We start from the raw sequence: 18,149 nt of genomic DNA, 5'->3' as shown, positions 1-18,149 counted from the left end.
CGGACCTGCCGATAACCGCCCTCGCGCTTGCCTGTTCCTAATCATCCCGGAAGGATGGGTTGTTAGCCTCATCAGCGACAGCTCGCCGCAGAATACGTCCTAGCGCTCAACATGGAGCCCGGAGAAGTGCGCCGGCATTGGGTGTCCTGAAGTAAAGAGACGGCCCCAGCGCTTGGGAGCACGCTGGGGCCATCGGCTTTCCACGCACACTGTCCGAATGCGGTTTGGTCGGCGGGATGGTGAGAGCTGCATTCGGATGACAGACGAACAAGCTTCGGCTACGTTCGTTCCTAGCAGCCATAGAAAAGGCCCCAGCACCTTTGGGGGCCTTAAGGCCGTCGCTGAGGCCAGCGGGATGGTCGGGTGCGGACCCGACGAACCAACGTTAGCACGCCCTTATGCAATTGCCACTTTCTCCAAGATTCTGTCGGCAGGAACCGTGATAACATCTCGGCACGGGAGCCCAAAATGAAGGACATGCAGGCGCACTTACAGAAGCTTCGCGTCGAAGCGGAGGAGTGCGAGCTGATCAGCAAGCTGGCGACCAATCCGACAGAAAGAACTGTTTGCCAAGCTGGCGGCCCACCACCGGGAGCTAGCTGATGAGGTCGAGCGGACCATGAAGGCCTCGACCTAGGAAGTCCGCTAACCAGCGACGCGGGAGATTAAGGCCACCTCCGCAAGCGGCCTTGCATGGCTCCATTCCTACAGTGGGACAATTTCCCGTAGCATCCCGGTGCAAGGACCGCACATCGATTTGCTATCCCCTGCGTATGGCAAGCACCTTCACCCACAGGGGCGTCACGTTCGAGGTAAAACGCCTATATGATGATCAGTTCGAGATCATCATTGAGATCGGCGGAGAAACCACCCGCCATACCGTGCGCACACGATTGGCAGAACTAGCAAAGCGCCGGGCCGAGATGCTGATCGATCGTAAGCTGAAAACGAAAATTAGGCCTGTGTAGGCTGCCCCAATTGGCGGCCTCTAACAGAAAACGGCCCCAGCAAGTGTCCTGTCTGGACGGCGTAATAAGGAAGGGCCCAGCGGTGAAGCTGGGGCCAGTGTGTAGCTGGGCGTCTCGGTGCCTGTAGCGGTGCGGCACTGAACAGGGCGACCAATGCCAATGCTTGCGCTTCGTTCCTACTCATAAAAGAGACCCCAGCATCCGGATCATGCTGGGGCCAAGCTGGATCGCCGAGCCGCTCGCCAGGAAGCAACGGTCGTCGTTCTAGGGCTGAAAAAATACGAAATGAAAATTAGCTGCCCTGTTGCTCGGATCATCCCAAACGACGCTCCGGTCCGAAAATAAACCATGTGAATCCCGGCGAGACAATTTCCGCTTTTTCCCGAGACTTGACGCCGTCGTCGATGGGAGTTTGAATTAACTCCTCCTCTCCAGGCCGAGAACCCGAGGCCCCGGAGAAGCGCCACATCGGGGCCTCTGCTGCGGATTCCCAAAACCGGCAACACATACCCATGTGCCGGTCATGCCTAAATTCGAGTTCTGCCTGCCGACCGTTGGAAAGTTGGTTCCGGCCGGCCCGGAGTGGTTCCACGAGATCAAGTACGATGGCTACCGCCTGCGCGTCGAGCGCGACGGAGACCGCGTCCGGCTGATCACGAAGGGCGGCATGACTGGACGAAGCGCTTCCCTTGGATTGTGAAGGCCGCGCTGAAGAACCGCCAGAAGCAGTTCGTGATTGACGGTGAGGCCATCGTCCTAGGCGAATCCGCAGCTTATGAGGCTTGGAACCGCCTCCTTTATGGCGACTTCACCTTTTCCCGTGCAGCATCCGCAGCATCGATGCCAGCCTGCTTCACCCGATCGACGGCCTCTGTGCCGACGTCGCCGAGCTCGGCCTTCAACGTATCGGAGGCTTCGCGTAGGCTTCGCGATACCGCGTCGGCGCGCGTGTTCAAATCAGCCTTGATATCGTCGCTGAGCTCGCCCACCCATTCGTTCTCGAGATCGAAAGTCCGGAACGCACCCGCGATGGCCGCACCGATTGCCAAGCCCACGGCGCCAAGGACGAGCGGTTGCCGGTCAAGCACGTCGGCCAACGATGATTGCGCTTTCGTGAGAGCTTCTTTTCCAGGCATGCCGAGGTTCTCGCGCGCATAGGCGATACCTTCGTCGAACCGGTCCTTGATCTCGTCGGCCGCTCCCGACATGGCATCTGAAGCCGCGCTACTGGCCTCGCGTACGGTTTCACCGAAGCCCGTAGCGTCGTCGTGATCCGTTTCAGGCGCGGTCGGTGGCGCGGCAGTCCGTTGGAGCTCGGAGGCGGCCGCGCGAACATTGCGCACGCCGCGATCGACGATCGGCGAAGCCGCCGCGGTCGCCGATCGCGCCGCGCTCTTCAGCTTCTCGTCGCCAGCCAACAGCCAGAACGCACCGCCTCCGATAAGTGCTGCGGCGAGGGGATTTTCCCGCACCGCGGTCACCAGACTGTCGAAAAAGCCCGCCTGCGTGCTGCTCATCTCACCATCCCCTTCACGGTGTCCTTGTCCTTATCGAGTTGCCGAATGGTCTCCCGCGGCACCAGGTTGCGGGCATCTAGCCGGTTGATACCGATCGCGAACAGTACGGCCGCGATCATCACGGCCATGATCGCCGACGTCAAATAGGAGAGCGGCTGTGACCAACCTGCCCCAATCATTGCCGCCGATAAGGCGAGCAGCGCCATCACCAGGGCTGGGATCACAAGGACGGCGCCGCCAACGATGAAGACCAGCGCGCCGCCGACCTTCTGAACTTTTTCGCCGAATTCGGCCTTGGCGAGATCCACCTCGTTCTGGAACAGCTTGGCGAACTGCGACAGCGCATCGCCGAGCAATGTCGAGATGGTTCGAAGATCGTTCTGACTCGTTTTGATATCGTTCTGGATGCTCATGACACATTGCTTTGTTGCGAGGATGACGATTGTTCGCGCCGTTTCGAGGATGAAGACCGCCCGCCCGACGCCCTCAGGAAACGGACTGCCGCGAAACCGGCAAGGACCGAGATCCCCAGAAACGCGGCCGGCTGCCGCTTCGCAAAATCGGTGGCGCCGTCGACGAGGTCGCGGAAGCTTCCGTCACGGATTTTATCGGCCGCGTCATCGACATATTCGGCGGCGAAAGTCATGCCACGGGCGGCGAACGGCGCATCGCTCTCGAAGGCGCGCGCCGCTTCGCGAATGTTACCGGCAAGGCGTGCCATGAAGTTCGCGCCCGACCGCTGCTTGTCGCGCGCCTGGCCCTCGATCTGGTCCACCGTTCCGGAAGCCACGTCTTTGGCGGCATCAGCCGCCTCCTTGAACTTGTCGTTGGCGGCATCGGTCGACGCTCGGACGGCATCGCCGGCGCGCTGCTTCACCTCGGCGCCGGCATCGGCCATCTGCTCCTTGAGGGTCTGCGAGGGGTCGGTATTCCGGTTCTGCGTGGAATTCGTCTCTTTACTCAGGTCCACATCGCTCATGATCGTTCTTTCAGGTGTTCGGGTTTGGGGAAGGACTGAAGGCCGCCCTGACGACGTCGTCGGCAGCCTCTTTGAGCCTGTCGGCCACGTTTTCCGTCATCCGGCCGGCATGCCCCCCGAGATCGGCCTCGCCGACGCTTCGCGCCGCCGCGTCGGCCGCTGACATCGTCGCGTCCTTGGCCGCCTCGAAACCGGATTGTGCAGCCTCGCCCGCCGCTCGTTTCACGCTGTTGCTCGCCGGGCCCACCGCCTTGGCTTCGGCGCTGGTTTCGGGAAGAGCCGCGGCAAGGATGGCGCCGATCGCGATCCCAAGACCGCCGATCAAGGCGGCATTGTCGCCAATGACCTGACGGGCCTTCGCAGGCACCGTGGCCGCCGCGTTCTTGGCCGCGCCCGCTCTGTCCTTCACGGCATCCATGCCGCTCTTGAGCGTATCGCCGACGGTGCCGGCGGCCTGCGCCGCTCGCTTGCCAAGGTCGTCGGCCAGGGCGGCGGCGGCATCTTGCGCGTCGCCAGCCATATCGCCGGCCTGGTTTTGAGCCGAAGTCAGCCGGTTTCTCACGTCGCTGCTCATCGCGTCGGCCCGGTCGGCGGCCTGATCCAGCATCTCTCCCGCCTTCTCCATCACCGGTGCAGCCGCTTCCGTGGCCCGGTCGCGCACCGTCTTCGAGGTCAGGGCAAGGCCAGCCCCGATCATCAGAAGGGGCACTGGAAAACCGCGCGCCAGGCGCAGAAGCGGGATTGCGACCGCAGTCCCCGCAGCGACCGCCTGCATCGGATTATCCATCGCTTGTTGCTTCAGCGCCTCGACCCAACTCTGGGTCTTGTTGCTGATGTAATCGGAGACTTCCGATCTGATGTGTTGCGGCGAGACCTTGTGGCGGAGGTCGTCAGCGGTATCCGATATCCGCTCCCTCAACCTATCGACCGTCACCGCGAGTTCGGCACGGCTGCGCTCGGACTGCCGCCTCAGCTCCTCCACTGATCGCGTCATGGCTTTACCCTCTTGGATTTTACCCTCTTGGATTTTTTGGTCGGTTCTTTTGGGACGAACTCAAGCTTTGTTGAATCGTTCCTCAGCAGGCCCTGCGGCAAACAGCGTCCAGACTTTGGTCTAGGCTCAACAGTCCACGCGCCGGCCGAAGCGCTTGAAGCAAGCGACAGGAACGGGCCGACAAGCCGGTTCGTTGCTTTCAATGGACCGGCTCCTGCTTCGCTTCATGTCCGTCACGCCCAGATATTCCCCTGTGGGCGCGGTACCTTTTGAGCCTCGGGCTCGTCGGGCTGGCATTTGTCGCCAAGCTCCTGCTGGACGATCAGTTGAGACCCTATCCGCTGGTGCTGTTCATCCCGGCCATTTTCCTGGCCTCTGTCATCTTCGATCGCGGTTCAGGCTTTCTGGCCACCGGCGCGAGCGCGGCGCTGGCGGCGCGATATTTTATCCCTCCGCCGCCGAGCGCCGCGATCCTGCCGCTCCTCATCTTCCTGGCGAGCGGGCTATGTCTTGCAGGGGTAACGGAAGCCTTGCGCGCAGCGCTCCAGAAGCACTCGGAGGCGAAGGCCTACGCGGACGTTCTCATGATGGAGTTGGCTCACCGGACCAGGAACGACCTCGCGACCATCATGTCGATCCTCCGTTTGCAGGCGCGGTCGGACCCTAATGCCGACGTGCAGGCGGCGATTACGTCCGCGCTGGCGCGGATCGAGGTCGTCGCGAAGATCCATGATCGCCTGCGCGACACGCCGGTTGTTTATCATGCGGGCTGGCCTGCAAATCCTCGCACGTTGTGGACGTGAACATGTTCGCCGCGCGCAATGTGCGCCGTCGCCGAACCGATCGGCACACCGTATTTGACGATCCTTTCGTCTAGCCCGATGCCGCAGCGGGCGATCTTGTGGCCAAGCGAGATCGTGATCGCGAGCGTTACCGCCACGCCATCGACAACTATGGTCTCCCCTGCAGCGACCTTGCCGCGTGCGACCAGCACATTGTCGGCGCTGGAAAGCAGCAGGAGCCGCGAGTCGCTCTGTTCAGGCTTGGCGTTCGCGCGCCCACCCCCGTCATTAGGAACAAACCTCAATCGACCCTCCCTTTCGATCGTGGATCTGCATGACCCTTGCACCCGTGTCAGTCGCTGCCTCGCTCGTAGGACCGCGACCGAATGGCGGTAACCGAAACGACGGTGATCGCGCAGCAAGCCATCAGATAGGCAACGACCCACGTCGGCTTGCCATTGCCGGCGGCCACGAGCGCCGATGCCACGAACGGTGTCGGACCGGCGATCAGGAGAGCATTCAGTTCACGCGCCAGCGCGATGCCAGAGAAACGGTAGCGGGTCGGGAACAGGTTGGCGAGGAACGCGCCCTGCGCGCTGGCAAGCCCGCTATAGCCGATGCCGAAGCCGATGCTCAGAGCCAGCGTCGCCAGCACCACATTCTTCGTGCCAAGTATTGCGAACATTGGGAACGCGTACAACATTGTGAAAACGCCGCCGAAGAGATAGACTCGCGCATGGCCGACGCGGTCGGCGAGCGCACCAACAGGCGGCGTCAGCACGATGCCGGTCAGCGTCGCGATGATAACAGCCGTCAGCGCGTCCGTCCGGGCCATGCCCAGCGTGTTGGTCATGTAGCTCAGGCTGAACGCGCTGAGGATGTACGCGTTCGCGTTGTGCCCAGTGATCGAAAGGAAGCCGCACACGACCTCTCGCGGGCTATTGCGGATAAGTTCGCCGACTGGCACCCGCGCTTCGCGGCGGTGGGCGGCGGCACGCTCCATCGCCTCGACATATTCAGGCGTCTCGTCGAGGTTCTGGCGAATGTAGAGCGCGACGCCAATGAGGAGTGCCGAGACGAGGAACGGCACGCGCCACGCCCAGCCGAACAGGGTTTCTTCAGGCAGATAGGCAACAAGAAGGAAGAGCAGCGTCGCAAACATGATGCCGGCGACAGTCGCCGACGACAGATAGGCAGTGAAATACGCCCTGCGATGAGCGGGGACGTATTCGGAGACGAGCGTCACGGCTCCCGCATATTCCGCACCAGCGCCGAAACCCTGCAGCAGGCGACAAATGACCAAGAGGATGGGAGCTAACACCCCAATCTGAGCATAGGTTGGCAAGAGACCCATCGCGACGGTGGACAGGCCCATCAGCGAGACCGTGAAGATGAGCGCGGGCTTACGCCCGAAGCGATCGCCGAAATGCGAAATCAGGATGCCGCCGAGCGGCCGGCTGAAGAAGCCGGCGGCGAACGTCGCAAACGCCGCCAGCACTCCCGCCGAGGCGGAGAACTGCGGGAAGAACAGTTTGTTGATGAACAAGCCCGACGCGGCGCCGTAAAGCGCATAGTCGAACCACTCGATAATCGTGCCGATGGTCGCCGCAGTCACGGCGCGTCTGATGTTGGCGCGCTCGGCGGGCGCCTTGTCTACCGCGATGGACATCGTCATGGGTGTTTCCTCAAATATGTTTTTCTCTGGATCGATCGGGTCTTGCTCGGCACCGGTCTCAAGGAATCGGATCCGGCATCGGCACCTCGAAGCGCCTCGCGCATTCCACTATTTCAGCGCTGATGCTGGCTGACAGTCGGACGCCGTCCCGAAGCTGCCACTCCCACCGCGCAAGAGCGTGAGCGCTTGGCAGTTCGACACGTTCGAAGCCTTGCCGCGTCTGAGATGCGTGGCACATGCCGGCAAGCGCCGCTACTTGACGCCGGAAAGCGTCGGCCCCTCCGAATGCGGCGAGGTCGATGACGAGGATGAAAACCGCCGCACTCCAGCCGTCGGTTGCGTCAGCACGTCCCCGCCCGCTAAGGCAGCCCGTCAGCAGTTCTACGATGAGACCGAGGGAATAGCCCTTGTGGCCGGCCTCCAGACCGCCGAGAGGCAGAGCCGTACCTGGCGGGATAGCTGCCATGATGTTGGGATCGGTCGAGGGTTGGCCTTGGCTATCCATCAAAAAGGGGTGCGGCAGCTGCTCACCGCGCTGCCGATAGGCGGCGATCGCGCCGTTCGTCAACAGCGCGGTGGACATGTCGATCATCACCGGTCCATTGGTGGCGGGTGTGCCGAACGCCATCGGGTTCGACGTCAGAGCCGGCGTTACCCCACCGAACGGCGCGACGCTGCTATGGCCGGGATCGGTCAGTGTCAGTAGCATCATGTAGCCGGCGTCAACTGCCGGCCTCAGATAGGCGCCGAGGCAGGCGTATGGTGGCTGCGCTGGATGGCGATCGCCCCCATCCCGAACCGGGCCGCCCGCGACATTGCTTCTTGCGTCGCGCGCCGCAACAGCCAGGGCCCGGGAAGCTTGTGCCCATCCCAAGTCAGGCGCGCCGAAGTCATTGACGATTTCGGGTTCGCCCACAACAGACATCTCATCACTCTCAATCTCGCGCAGATAGAGAGGCAGTAGCGCCAGCTCATGGGTCGATTTCCCGAAGCAGTCGCCCTCGACCAGTACCGAGGCAATATCGGCTGTCCGGTCACGAGCAAGCCCGGCACGCTCGAGCAAAGCACTGGCGCAGGCTTCAAGGGCGCTGGCGCGGTAGCTTGCACCAGCAGCTTTCTGATCCGCGCTCATAATTTGACCGCGTGTCTTTTCGGGCAGAACGCAAGGATAGAGAAGGTCATGAACGTCTTCCCAGTGTTGTTTGTGATTGTCAGACTCGAAAAGATTGCTCCCTCCGAGCCTCCGCCTCAGAGCTGCGCGACAGTGGCATTGTCGATCAAATCCCAATCAAGCTCGGCGCCGAGACCTGGCTTTTCCGGCAATGTTGCGATGCCGCCTTCGACCGGCAGCGGAGACGCCAGCCCGAACTCGAATTTTTCGCGGGGGCAAAGCAGCTCAAAATAGCTGCAGTTCTTCACGGCTGCGCAGAGGTGAAGATTGACGAGTTCAAGCGGCTGGAAGATGGCCGAATGAATCTCGCAATTCATGTGGAAGCTTTCGGCAAGATGCGCGGTCTTCAGGACGCCGGTCACCCCACCCGCCCAGCTGACATCGGCGCGAACCGCATCGACGACGCGACCAGCGACACATTCGGCCACACTGTAGGGATGTTTGGCTAAAACTTCAGTGCCAATGACCGGAATGTCGAGCGCCCGCGACAACTCGCGCAACGCAGAGAAGTTTTCATCCGGGATAGGCTCTTCGAGCCAGCGATAGTCAAGTCGTTCGAGAGCTCGCCCATAGCGTATCGCTTCGTCGAGCGTCATGAAGGCGACCGGGTCGCTCATCAACGTGAATTCGGCCCCTACCGCTGCGCGCACGGCGGCATGGATTTCAATATCCTCGCCGACGGACCGGCCCGGCGGATGCAGCTTGTACGCCGCATAGCCGCCAGCCTTGGCCGCAACCGCCTCGGCGACATAGTCGTCCGCGGTTTTTAGAAACATCGAACTCAAGTAAGTCGGCACCTCCGTCCGGCAGCCGCCAATGTAGCGATGCAGCGGCTGTCCGGCGGCTTCAGCGCCCAGGAGCCAAAGACAAACATCGGCCGGCCCGTAGGAATAGATCGGCAGATGGCTCCAGAAGCGGTCAACTTTCCGGAACTCGTGCCAGAGCGCCTCGCGGTCGAGCGCATTACGGCCAATCAGAAGTGGCTTCAATGCGGCCGCCGCAAGCTCGCCTGAGCCACGTGCAGAGCGGCCGGCAAAGCCGAACATCGAAGCCGAGAGCCCCTCTTCCGTCGTCAGTGTGTAGACGACGAATTCAAACCCATCTCGATTGCTGGTGCCGAGCAGCGTATCCTCAGCAAGGGACACCTCGCGGTGATGACAACAGCGTATGTCGACCGTGGCGATCCGCATGGTCAGAACTTGCCGTATGTCAGATAGGCCTCTCGCGGGTCCATCCCGTCGAGGATCGCCTTGCGTACCTTGTTTTCGGTGTTCATCGCGACGGCGGCCTCGTCGGTAACTGCCCCGACGAGTTCTTGCGGGACGCGGATGACGCCGTCACGGTCGCCGATCAGATAGTCGCCGGGCCGGATCAGCACGTCGCCGATGGTAATGGGCACGTCGAAGCCGCGCGGGAGCCAGCGGCCGACAACGTCGCGAGGCGTATGCCGGCGCCGCCAGCACTGGAAACCGATCTTGAGGATGAAGTTCACGTCGCGGATATTGCCGTCGATCACACAGCCGAGCACCCCCTTCTTCTGCAACGTTTCGGCCGACAATTCGCCCATTTGGGCAATGACGCGGTCGTTCGGCTGGCACACCCAGATGTGGCCGGGTTTAGCCTTGGACAATAGCCCGGTCCATTCAAGCAAGGTCTGGTGCGCTTCGGCGCGATCGTCGACGTGGCCCTCGATGGTGAAGACCGGCCCGCACAGCACCTTTTCCGGAACGAGCGGCGTGATCTCCGGCGGCAGCGTGAAGTCGGCGAGGCCCCTGCCGCGCATGACGTCATGCACGACGCCAGTGTAGCAGCGCGACAAACGCTCGGTCAGCGATTCAGTCATGGTGTAATACCTCTTCCATCGTCGACCAATGCTCTCCCTCCGCGCGGCTCACGAGCGGCACCTGCATCGGGTCCGCAAGCGCCCACGATGCGCGGGTCCTTGGGTCGGCCGCCATCCGCGCGCTGTCGCCGGAAAAATCCTCGCCGTGATATTTCCAGTAGCCGAACAACAGGTTCTCCGGCATGCGCAGGAAGATCGTGCAGTTGCGGATGTTGTATTCGGAGATCCTGGCCAGGATCTCTGGCCAGGCGGCCCCATGCAGCCGCTTATACTCGGCGATACGCTCCGGTTTGATCGACGCGCATCGCACCGATCGCGTCCCAGTCCCAATCGATGCCGAGACCCGGCGCGTCGGACGCAGCCGCCAGCGGATGAGCCGCACCGCCTTTGGCGTACAACTAGTTTGTCAGAGCCTCACCAGGTGCGTTGAGCGCGGATCAGCAGCGTCAGAGCGTTCTGATCCTTAAGCTCATACATGGCGCCGGGCTTCGCGATAGCCGACTGCAGAGGCAGGGTCACCTTGCTTCCGCTCGCATACTTCTGGTCGAGCATGCTGTAAGCGAGGTCGGCCGAGAAGGTCAGGTTCTTGACCGGTGTCCAGCGCGTGATCACACCGACTACCCCGTAGTTGAAATCGGGGTTGCAACCGGCAACGCCGCTCGAGAGCGCTAGGCCTGCAACGAAGGCGCCGCAGATGTAGCCTTTAGCTGTGCCGTTATACCGGACAGCGGCCCAAGCACTATAGATACCCGTGTTCCAGTACGGATTCCAGTTGTGCGTATAGCCGCCCTGGACGCCGTAAGTCGTGGTCAGTTGCTGGCCGGAGCCAGCCACAAACACGGAGTCAGACAGACCTGCAAGGCCAACGCTCTGGTAAGCACCCGCCAAACGGGTACCGCCGTACATTGCGTATGTGGTCGTCATCAGGTCCTGGAAGTTGTAACGGCTCGCACCGTTCGTATACACGCCAGACATGTTGATCGTATCACCCGCGCCGGTGGGCAGATTCTTGATCGACAAGGCCAACTGAGCGGCCCAGCCCCACTTGTCGTCCGGATGGCCAGTCGTTTCGTCGGCGCCGTAGTAGGCGGCATGGTTGTCATGCGCGGCGACCGACGCCTGGAAGAGACCCCAAGCTTGATCAACGCGAACCATGGCGACAAGGTCAGGAGACCACGCGCCTCCGATGTCGTTCGCGCCGTAAGCTCCGGTCGCAAGTCCGGCGACCGTTGCACCGCTCACGTTCCAGATGTTGGTCGTATTATACTGAACTTGGTCCTGCGCGGAGATCGCAGCCGTGATGCCCTGGCCGAATTCAGCCGTGTAACTGAACTGGTTCACACCAGTAACCGAGCCGCCAGCACCGGGCAGACCGTCGAAGTTATTGGCCGGATAGTTGACCCAAGGCGAGGAGAACTGCGAGACCGCCTTGCCCATTGTGAAACCAGCGAACTGGATAAACGCGTAGTAGACACCGAGCGTACCACCAGCGACACCAGCTCCGCTGTAGGCAGTCGAGCCATTCACAGCCGTTGTGCCGGTACCTGCATAGCCGCCCGACGTCCAAGTCAAGGCCCCATCGAAGAAGGTTCGGAGCACGCCGTATTCGGTCGCGGTGCGCGTATCGATGTTCAGGTCTTCACGGGCCTTGGTGGTATAGTAATTGCGGAGGCGGTTTTGCGCACCAGCGACACCAGTATTGGTAGTATCGTGCAATGCGTTTGTATTCAATCCAACCTCGGCTCGCACATAACCACCGAGCTTGATGCAAGTATCGGTGCCGGGGATGTAGTAAAATCCAGCTCCGTACAAGGAGCAAATCTTCACGTACTCGACGGCCTTCGCTTTCACGGGAAGATCGGCTGCCTGCGCGCTGGCGCCCACAAACATGACCGCAGAACCGAGGACAAGACACTTTGTTAGTTTCATCGATGAACCTCCAAGCAAGAAAACATCGTTTCCGTCCTTCAAAGATCGGGACTGCACCCGTTAGGGCCGCAGCAACGCGGAGGGCCGCGACACAGCGTGATTTAGTACAGCGTGGGGAGCGCCACCCCGGACAAATCGGGGTCGATGCGACCAATTTGGGGTCGATCAATATCGTCGGCGTTTTTCGCAAGGACAGGCCGCAAGCCTGAGGAAATCGTGGCTGGTTTCGCGCAAAGGATCGGGGGGACACCACATAGCGAGGGACAGATTCGCAGCGCCTGCCAGCCCGAGATCGAGAAACTCTGTGGTGGTCAGGAGCGAAGAGCCGGCCGTTGCCTGCGAAGCCAGAAGCCACTCGGCAAGCTGATCCGAGCACCGAGGCAAGTCCAGGACCAGTTACGAGGCTTTCCTACTCGGCTTGCTGCCGGTCCGGTGGTCCCCTTGCTAAAACTCTTCACACTGCCCCGAGCACGCCGCCGGTTGCTCGGTCGATCTCTTCGAGATAGCGACGGCGCGCGAGCGACTCGGGCAAATAGCCGATCACCTTTCGGCTATCGGCGGATTCGACCACGGCCAGAAGATCCGCCTCCGCCTTGTCGAACACGGCCATCGCGGTCTTCACGTTCATTTCGGGCAGCAGCACGTCGTCGAAATAGCGCGCGAGCTCCACCACCTGGATGTCGTCCGCGATGGTATCGAGCTCGACGGAATAAAGTTCTGGAAGCAGCACCAGTCCGCAATATTCGTCGGCGTCGTTGACGACCACGATCGCCTGCAGCGAGCTCAAGGGGAACTCGCGGCGGCAGGCCGCGATGGTCGAGGTCGATGGCGCCTTGGCGACGTCGCTGCGCATCATCCGCTCCACCGACAGGTTGCGCAGCCAGCCGACGTCGTTGGCACTTCGGATAGTCTCCCCGCGCAGGTGCAGGCGCCAGGTCGAGAACGAATGGCCGAAACTGAAGCGGACGCAGATGCTGGTGACGATGCAGCCAGCCAGCACAACGGCGGTGACGTCGACGCTGCGTGTCAACTCCAGCACCAGGAACGACATCGTCAGCGGACCGCCGACGATGGCGACGCCGAGCGTCGCCATGCCCGTGAGCATGCCGACCAGGGGATCAATTCCGAGCTTCGGGCTCGCGAGGATCACCAGCGCGGCGAACAATTTTCCGAGCAGGCTGCCGACGAACAGCGAGGCGAAAAAGAGACCGCCGCGGAAGCCGGAGGCGAGCGAGATCATGCAGGCGGCAAGCTTCAGCACGATGATCGTCGCAATCAGGCCCGCCGCCATCTCGTGGTGCATATCGAGCACCATCGCCCCGTGGCCGGCGGCGAGCACCTGCGGCGTGACGATCGCCAGCGCGCCGACGCAAATTCCGCCGATCGCCGGCCTGATCCAGAGCGGAAGCCAGGATTGTGTGAACATGCGCTCGAACAGAACGGAGCTTCGCATCTACAGAATTCCGACACCACCGGCGATCAACGCCAGCACGATGAGGGCGAGGTATTGCTCGACGCTGACCGTGCCGACGCGGGGAACTTCCAGCAAATAAGGCGAGCCGCCGAACCATTGCGCGGCGAGCGCCCCCGACAGCGACGCGGCGAGAATGGGGGCTGCACTCGCCACCGAGTAAACGCCGACGATCAGCTCATAGGCATAAAACGCGCCGGTGATCGGGGCCCCGAACGCCGCCGCGATCGCGGCGGCCGCGCCGCAGCCGACGATCAGGCGGAGGTCGGTGCGCCGCAAATTGAGGAACTGGCCGAGCAGGGAGGCGACGCCCGAGCCGATCTGGGTGTAGCCCGCCTCGAGCCCGACCGACGCGCCGCAGCCGTTGGAGATCAGGGTCTGGCTCGAGACCACGACGCTGTCGCGGAGCGAGAGATGTCCGCCGCGCAGCGCGTTGGCCTCGATCGGGTCGACCGCGCTCGATATCTTCAGGCGCCGCCGCGACCACTCCATGATCCCGAGCGCGAGTCCTCCGACCGTGGGGGCGCTCAGCGCCGCCCACGGGTTGATATGGTCATGGGCGCTGAGGCGGACGTCGACCGGGATCCCGTAGATCAGGACATGGGCGATCTGGGCGACCTCGCTCATCAGCGTGACAATGGCACCCGCCATGAGGCCTACCAGGAGCGCCAGCGGGATCAGGTAGAATTCGTTGCGACGCAAAAGCGCGCGCACCCGAACCAACAATTTGTTGGTTGCTCTTCGCAGGACAATGTGGCGGATCGCCAACACCATTCGGCTCTCGTAAGGTCCTAGCAGAGAAAGCTCAGCGGACCGGATGTGCGATGCCCATCGGGCTTCAGGCTGCTCCGCGAATCTGGACAGGTCAATGAGAATCAGAATTGCCCCTTCTAAGTGCAATTGCTGATGGACCGACCAAGCTGGTACTCGACACTGGCCCTGACGCCATACGGCCGAGCCAATAGCATCCTCCGCGAACTGCATGCTGCCGGGAAGGAGTTGATCGGCCGGGTGATCGTCCTGACAGACGGTAAGGCAGGCGCCATCATCGCCTGTGGGTCCGGGGATCGATCAACAGGTTGCTAGCCAGCCCGAGCCGCCAAGTAGGTCCTTCGCCACCTGCCCATCAGCTCGCGCGGGCGAAGGACTTGAGGCCCACCATGGCTGCCGCGTCCTGGGCGACGCGATGAAACGGAAGTGATGACGGTCGCTCTCGCATGCTCCGCGAAGGTACGGCCGTCGACGTCCTCGGTCTGCGGCCCGAACAGCCGCGCCTTGTCCGTGTCGTCGATCCCCCCTCGCGACGGAGATAATTGAGGTGGGCGACGAACGGTGCGGCGCGGGCGATGTGACGGATGACGCGGGTCTTGATCACGACGAGGCACGAGCGCCCCGTCAACAGGTGGTTGGCCGGCACGCTGGCGATCCGGCCGCGCCCGAGGCGTGACCGGTTGCCCGTAATAATGCGGTCCGAACGGGGCACCTGCCCGCCAACCCTCTGCGCCGCCGCGATCGCCTGCGCAATAAAGCGCCGCGCCCGCTGCGAAGTGGATGAGCAGATGCCGCCGGGCCGGATGCGAAACTCACGATCCTCAGCCGCCGCCAACCTCGGCAATGTTTATTAGATCGCGGAGTGTCAGTGACTTGCGTGCAGCGCGCACATTGTTGCCCAGGCAAGCACCTTGCGCGGCAGGCGGAAAACTCCAAACAACACAACGAACCGACCGCGGCGCACATTGCGCCCTTTTATCTCGCCATCGCTCGGTCGTCTTTAAGCGTCCGGTCCCTGCACAACTCTTCCATAGTGTGTTCTCGTTCCATTTCGGGTTTTCTGCTCCAGTGGATGATCTCCGACGGCGCCTCGCCGTTCATGGGCAAAGGCGAACCCCGCTGGTCGTTGCACGTTCAGATTTGGTACTGCGACGACCAGGATGCGGAGGAATATTGCGGCCGGCGCATGCTTTCGATGGCGAGGTTCGAGCGCTGGGTTCGCCATCTGGTGAGTCCGGGAGGCTCGCGCAAACGTGTGGAAGAGCAGCGGAATTTTCGCCAAGCGACGGCAGAACGTCCACCCAACAAGCGGTAGCCGAAGCGGCGCAAGAGGCCCACGCGCTATCGCTACAGTGTGCGCTCGAACTGCGATCCGATCGGGCTTCGAGCGTTCTGGGCATGCATGTCAAGGCGATGAACTGGAGCGGCATCGGGCATGCCGGGTATGCCGCGACGCTCGGTCTTTCGCCCGATTCGCTGCGGATCTGGCGCGATCGTCCCGAAGATTCCGGCGACGAGTTTGGACTGGCGATTGTTCTTCTCCGGGTGCCCGGGCTCAATCAAGCAGCGCTGCTAATTGCGCGCGCCCCAAAACTACGTGACACCGGAAGCGGTGGACGGCCGGTCGATCCGGCGTCGGTTCAGCAACAAGGCGAAGCAGGCGATCGAGCAGCAGACGGAGAAGCCGGGCGTCAGCGTGGCGCAGGTTTGCCGGCGCGATGGCGCCGCCACCAGCATGGCGGTCCGCTGGCTGACCGCTTGCAAGGCACCGCAACTCGCGACGGTGACGCACGCCGACGGCACGGCCAATGAGATGCCGGCGCTCGCCGCCTTGCGCGTTCTGGTGCAGCCGCGGGCGGCATAATGGACACCAAGCTGGCCGATGGACGGCGTGTCTTTGCGCCGGCCAGCAGCACTCCGCCTGCGGTGATGCGGCAGCTCGCCGCAAGGGAGACAGCACCATGATCGTCGTTCCGGCTGGCGTGAAAGTATACCTGACGCTCGGCCGCACCGACATGTCCAATGGACTGGCGGTCCAGCGGAACTCACCGTGGGAGCGATTGAACGCGAACCCCAACTCCCGGCAAGCTCGCGAGATCGCTGATATTGGCTTGCGTTTCCGCCGGCGACGGACCGCCCGCAAGATGTCTCTCGTAACGCGTTGGTCCCGCATGGACGCTGCAAACGCGCCGGGCACGCCACATCGGTCGCGAAAGCTCAGGTAGATGCGCTATACCGGCCAAGTAGACCTAGAGGGAGCGCGATCTCGGAGTGGGAGCCGAAGTTTGAGAAGGACGATTTTCGATACCCCAGGCGGGGCTGTGCTATTTGCCCGTGCGCCCGCGCCGCAGAATTTGGCGATAACCGCCGCGCACCATTGCGAGGCCGGTTTGCACCAGACGGACTCCGGTTGCGCAGATCGTGTGTTTTCCAGGCACGGTCCGGGATACGCTTGCTGCCGAACAACGCTTCAGCGATGCTGCGATACGTGCCGCCGTCCCCACGCGCATCGAGCGCGCGAAGAGCCGCGCTCAACCGTTCGCGTCGCTGTTTGGATAGCTCGTGAAAGGCAGGATTTGGCGCACGCCCGCTCATGGCTCGCCACAGCCGTCGCGCAGCGTACGCCCGCGCGGCGAAGTCGCCGTCAAACGACAACGTGGCCACGTAGTGGGTGGCAACGGCCGGCGCTTCTCTTGACCAGACACGGTGGTCGACCGCGCCAATGCGCAGCACTGCATGCCAGCCGTCGGCGGCGCGGCGAACCCGACCAGCCGCGACATCGATCGACGGCTGAGACGCTGCGTCACTGCTAACGGGCGACGTGGTCATTGAGATTGGAACGACGGTCGGCAGAACCTCGGATGCCCAAAAGACCGTCTGTTCCTTGAAGAACCTCAGCGGGTCATGAGCGAAAGCAGATGCCCCACCTCCTCCTGAATTCGGGCGTCACTTCGCCATCCGGGCTGTTGGCGAGCATCGCTTCATAGCTGCGTCGGTAATCCACGTTACGGCGAAGACATTCCCCGGCGATGTCGATAATCTCTGCGTCCTGAAGACTCTTGTAGGATTCCGGCGACCGCCAGTCGAACTCAGGCATTGCTTCCACCCGCATGCACGCAACTAACAAGGATTGCGGTGCGATAATCGTGAACTGGCGAGTTGTAGGAAGTCCCTAGTTTGGCACCACGTGGTGCTTCCGGATGACCACCTGCGGCTGGAGAAGACGTTTCTAGATTGATCTTCTGGTTGACGAATCTCCTCTAGCTCGCCCCCGCACCGCGTAGAAGACGGCCCTGCTCGGTCATCCACTTGGCGCGCGCAAGATGACTCTGGTATGCGATCCGCGCGCGCTCGGGCTCATGTTCCGAAGCGATATGCAGGACGATTCGAGCCACTTCGCGCCAGTCCGCCCCCTCACCCTCAGCCTGTAGAAGTCGCATGTAGGTTACGACATGCTGCTGGTCATATGGTGTAACGGTCGGATCGTCCGGCGCGGCGTCCGCAACCTCCGGATCAAGCGGTGGTTTTGGCATCGGGGCTACCCTGTTCCAGGGAACGGGACTCGACTCGCAGCGCTCGCAACGCGCGCTCTCGCATCGTCGCCGACACCAGCGCATGGCATGCTACCTGCCCCAAGCTTGGCGCCGCAGGAAAGCGCGTTCTTCTATCCTTCCGCACTCGAAACTCCTTTTGCGAGCACACGCAACCGAGGTCGTCCGCGTATTATAACACGTAGCGCCAAAATACGCGATTGCTTCCTATCCTGCGGATGGACATTCGCAAGGTCTTTGGAGCAAATGCGCGCCGTTTTCGGCTAGGCCTTGGCTTGAGCCAGGAGGCCGTCGCAGAACGCATGGGCGTCGATAGGGCCTTCATCAGTAGTATGGAAAGAGGGCTGCAAAACGCGACCCTGCTCACAATCTGGGAGACGGCCCAAGCTTTGGAGGTGCGGCCGGTCGACCTGCTTGACGAGAAAGTGTCTAAGATTCGATCCTGATCTCTTCCGCGAGCCGGGCCGAAGGCCCGGCGAGCGCCGGACGCGGACGCGC

Annotated in this window: 20 protein-coding genes and 2 pseudogenes; 6 read left to right on the top strand and 16 right to left on the bottom strand. The window is 62.2% G+C overall.

The window, feature by feature from the left end; genetic code table 11:
- The first annotated feature begins 468 nt into the window (after positions 1–468).
- Entirely contained in the window at positions 469–603 is a 135-nt protein-coding gene (locus ACVWZM_RS27080) for a hypothetical protein (RefSeq protein WP_256527838.1), read from the top strand.
- 888 nt (positions 604–1,491) lie between these two features.
- On the top strand, positions 1,492–1,668 hold the full coding sequence (locus ACVWZM_RS27075) for a hypothetical protein (RefSeq protein WP_456855324.1): 177 nt from the start codon (positions 1,492–1,494) through the stop codon (positions 1,666–1,668).
- A 97-nt stretch (positions 1,669–1,765) separates the two neighbouring features.
- Here ACVWZM_RS27075 and ACVWZM_RS27070 read toward each other — a convergent pair whose 3' ends face one another.
- The 4 genes from ACVWZM_RS27070 to ACVWZM_RS27055 are packed head-to-tail and all read right to left on the bottom strand — an operon-like array spanning position 1,766 to position 4,458.
- Positions 1,766–2,485 carry a hypothetical protein gene (locus ACVWZM_RS27070; RefSeq protein ID WP_456855323.1) on the bottom strand — a complete coding sequence of 240 codons (720 nt, stop codon included), beginning with the start codon at positions 2,483–2,485 and terminating at the stop codon, positions 1,766–1,768.
- Positions 2,482–2,898, bottom strand: coding sequence for a phage holin family protein (locus ACVWZM_RS27065; protein ID WP_456855322.1), 417 nt, complete (start codon positions 2,896–2,898; stop codon positions 2,482–2,484). The genes ACVWZM_RS27070 and ACVWZM_RS27065 overlap by 4 nt, the downstream gene beginning before the upstream one ends.
- A complete protein-coding gene (locus tag ACVWZM_RS27060; RefSeq protein ID WP_076826799.1) occupies positions 2,895–3,464 on the bottom strand; it encodes a hypothetical protein in 570 nt (189 codons plus the stop codon). The genes ACVWZM_RS27065 and ACVWZM_RS27060 overlap by 4 nt, the downstream gene beginning before the upstream one ends.
- A 10-nt stretch (positions 3,465–3,474) precedes the next feature.
- Complete coding sequence (locus tag ACVWZM_RS27055) at positions 3,475–4,458, bottom strand: DUF3618 domain-containing protein (RefSeq protein ID WP_456855321.1); 984 nt, start codon at positions 4,456–4,458, stop codon at positions 3,475–3,477.
- Positions 4,459–4,727: 269 nt separating this feature from the next.
- Here ACVWZM_RS27055 and ACVWZM_RS27050 point away from each other — a divergent pair, with 269 nt between their 5' ends.
- Entirely contained in the window at positions 4,728–5,261 is a 534-nt protein-coding gene (locus tag ACVWZM_RS27050; RefSeq protein ID WP_141340628.1) for a histidine kinase dimerization/phosphoacceptor domain -containing protein, read from the top strand.
- Here the strand turns inward: ACVWZM_RS27050 and ACVWZM_RS27045 are convergent.
- From ACVWZM_RS27045 to ACVWZM_RS27005, 9 genes and pseudogenes are all read right to left on the bottom strand, one after another.
- Entirely contained in the window at positions 5,219–5,545 is a 327-nt protein-coding gene (locus ACVWZM_RS27045; protein WP_141340629.1) for a UxaA family hydrolase, read from the bottom strand. The genes ACVWZM_RS27050 and ACVWZM_RS27045 overlap by 43 nt on opposite strands.
- A gap of 47 nt (positions 5,546–5,592) precedes the next feature.
- Positions 5,593–6,915, bottom strand: a complete 1,323-nt coding sequence (locus ACVWZM_RS27040) for an MFS transporter (RefSeq protein ID WP_141340630.1) — start codon at positions 6,913–6,915, stop codon at positions 5,593–5,595.
- Between the two features lie 58 nt (positions 6,916–6,973).
- Positions 6,974–8,047 carry an Ldh family oxidoreductase gene (locus tag ACVWZM_RS27035; protein WP_456855320.1) on the bottom strand — a complete coding sequence of 358 codons (1,074 nt, stop codon included), beginning with the start codon at positions 8,045–8,047 and terminating at the stop codon, positions 6,974–6,976.
- A gap of 116 nt (positions 8,048–8,163) precedes the next feature.
- Positions 8,164–9,276 carry an enolase C-terminal domain-like protein gene (locus tag ACVWZM_RS27030; protein ID WP_141340632.1) on the bottom strand — a complete coding sequence of 371 codons (1,113 nt, stop codon included), beginning with the start codon at positions 9,274–9,276 and terminating at the stop codon, positions 8,164–8,166.
- Between the two features lie 2 nt (positions 9,277–9,278).
- Complete coding sequence (locus ACVWZM_RS27025) at positions 9,279–9,929, bottom strand: RraA family protein (protein WP_141340633.1); 651 nt, start codon at positions 9,927–9,929, stop codon at positions 9,279–9,281.
- Positions 9,922–10,239 carry an L-rhamnose mutarotase gene (locus ACVWZM_RS27020; protein WP_141340634.1) on the bottom strand — a complete coding sequence of 106 codons (318 nt, stop codon included), beginning with the start codon at positions 10,237–10,239 and terminating at the stop codon, positions 9,922–9,924. Before ACVWZM_RS27020 ends, ACVWZM_RS27025 begins: the two co-directional genes overlap by 8 nt.
- A gap of 104 nt (positions 10,240–10,343) precedes the next feature.
- Positions 10,344–11,858 (bottom strand): porin, encoded by a 1,515-nt coding sequence (locus ACVWZM_RS27015; protein WP_253589115.1) that lies wholly within the window; start codon positions 11,856–11,858, stop codon positions 10,344–10,346.
- A 454-nt stretch (positions 11,859–12,312) separates the two neighbouring features.
- Positions 12,313–14,103: pseudogene (locus ACVWZM_RS27010) on the bottom strand (chloride channel protein).
- A 361-nt stretch (positions 14,104–14,464) separates the two neighbouring features.
- Positions 14,465–14,935: pseudogene (locus ACVWZM_RS27005) on the bottom strand (type VI secretion protein); the annotation flags it as partial.
- 42 nt (positions 14,936–14,977) lie between these two features.
- Here ACVWZM_RS27005 and ACVWZM_RS27000 point away from each other — a divergent pair.
- Together ACVWZM_RS27000 and ACVWZM_RS26995 are read left to right on the top strand one after the other, a co-directional pair.
- Positions 14,978–15,415: a hypothetical protein gene (locus ACVWZM_RS27000; protein WP_141340637.1), complete on the top strand. Its 438-nt coding sequence runs from the start codon at positions 14,978–14,980 to the stop codon at positions 15,413–15,415.
- A gap of 261 nt (positions 15,416–15,676) precedes the next feature.
- Positions 15,677–15,964: a helix-turn-helix domain-containing protein gene (locus ACVWZM_RS26995; RefSeq protein ID WP_141340638.1), complete on the top strand. Its 288-nt coding sequence runs from the start codon at positions 15,677–15,679 to the stop codon at positions 15,962–15,964.
- Between the two features lie 353 nt (positions 15,965–16,317).
- Here the strand turns inward: ACVWZM_RS26995 and ACVWZM_RS26990 are convergent, their stop codons facing one another.
- The 3 genes from ACVWZM_RS26990 to ACVWZM_RS26980 all read right to left on the bottom strand — a co-directional run bounded on the left by ACVWZM_RS26990 (position 16,318) and on the right by ACVWZM_RS26980 (position 17,633).
- Complete coding sequence (locus ACVWZM_RS26990; protein WP_246786598.1) at positions 16,318–16,695, bottom strand: DUF2285 domain-containing protein; 378 nt, start codon at positions 16,693–16,695, stop codon at positions 16,318–16,320.
- A 307-nt stretch (positions 16,696–17,002) separates the two neighbouring features.
- Positions 17,003–17,197: a transcriptional regulator domain-containing protein gene (locus ACVWZM_RS26985; protein ID WP_141340639.1), complete on the bottom strand. Its 195-nt coding sequence runs from the start codon at positions 17,195–17,197 to the stop codon at positions 17,003–17,005.
- A 163-nt stretch (positions 17,198–17,360) separates the two neighbouring features.
- Positions 17,361–17,633 (bottom strand): DUF2285 domain-containing protein, encoded by a 273-nt coding sequence (locus tag ACVWZM_RS26980; RefSeq protein ID WP_141340640.1) that lies wholly within the window; start codon positions 17,631–17,633, stop codon positions 17,361–17,363.
- A gap of 236 nt (positions 17,634–17,869) precedes the next feature.
- On the opposite strand from ACVWZM_RS26980, the gene ACVWZM_RS26975 reads away from it, so the two are divergent.
- On the top strand, positions 17,870–18,097 hold the full coding sequence (locus ACVWZM_RS26975; RefSeq protein ID WP_141340641.1) for a helix-turn-helix domain-containing protein: 228 nt from the start codon (positions 17,870–17,872) through the stop codon (positions 18,095–18,097).
- Positions 18,098–18,149 lie beyond the last annotated feature (52 nt).

It is taken from the genome of Bradyrhizobium sp. USDA 4501 (assembly GCF_054062115.1).
The sequence above is the reverse complement of the archived record's forward strand: the minus strand, read 5'-3'. Positions and strand labels throughout refer to the sequence as shown.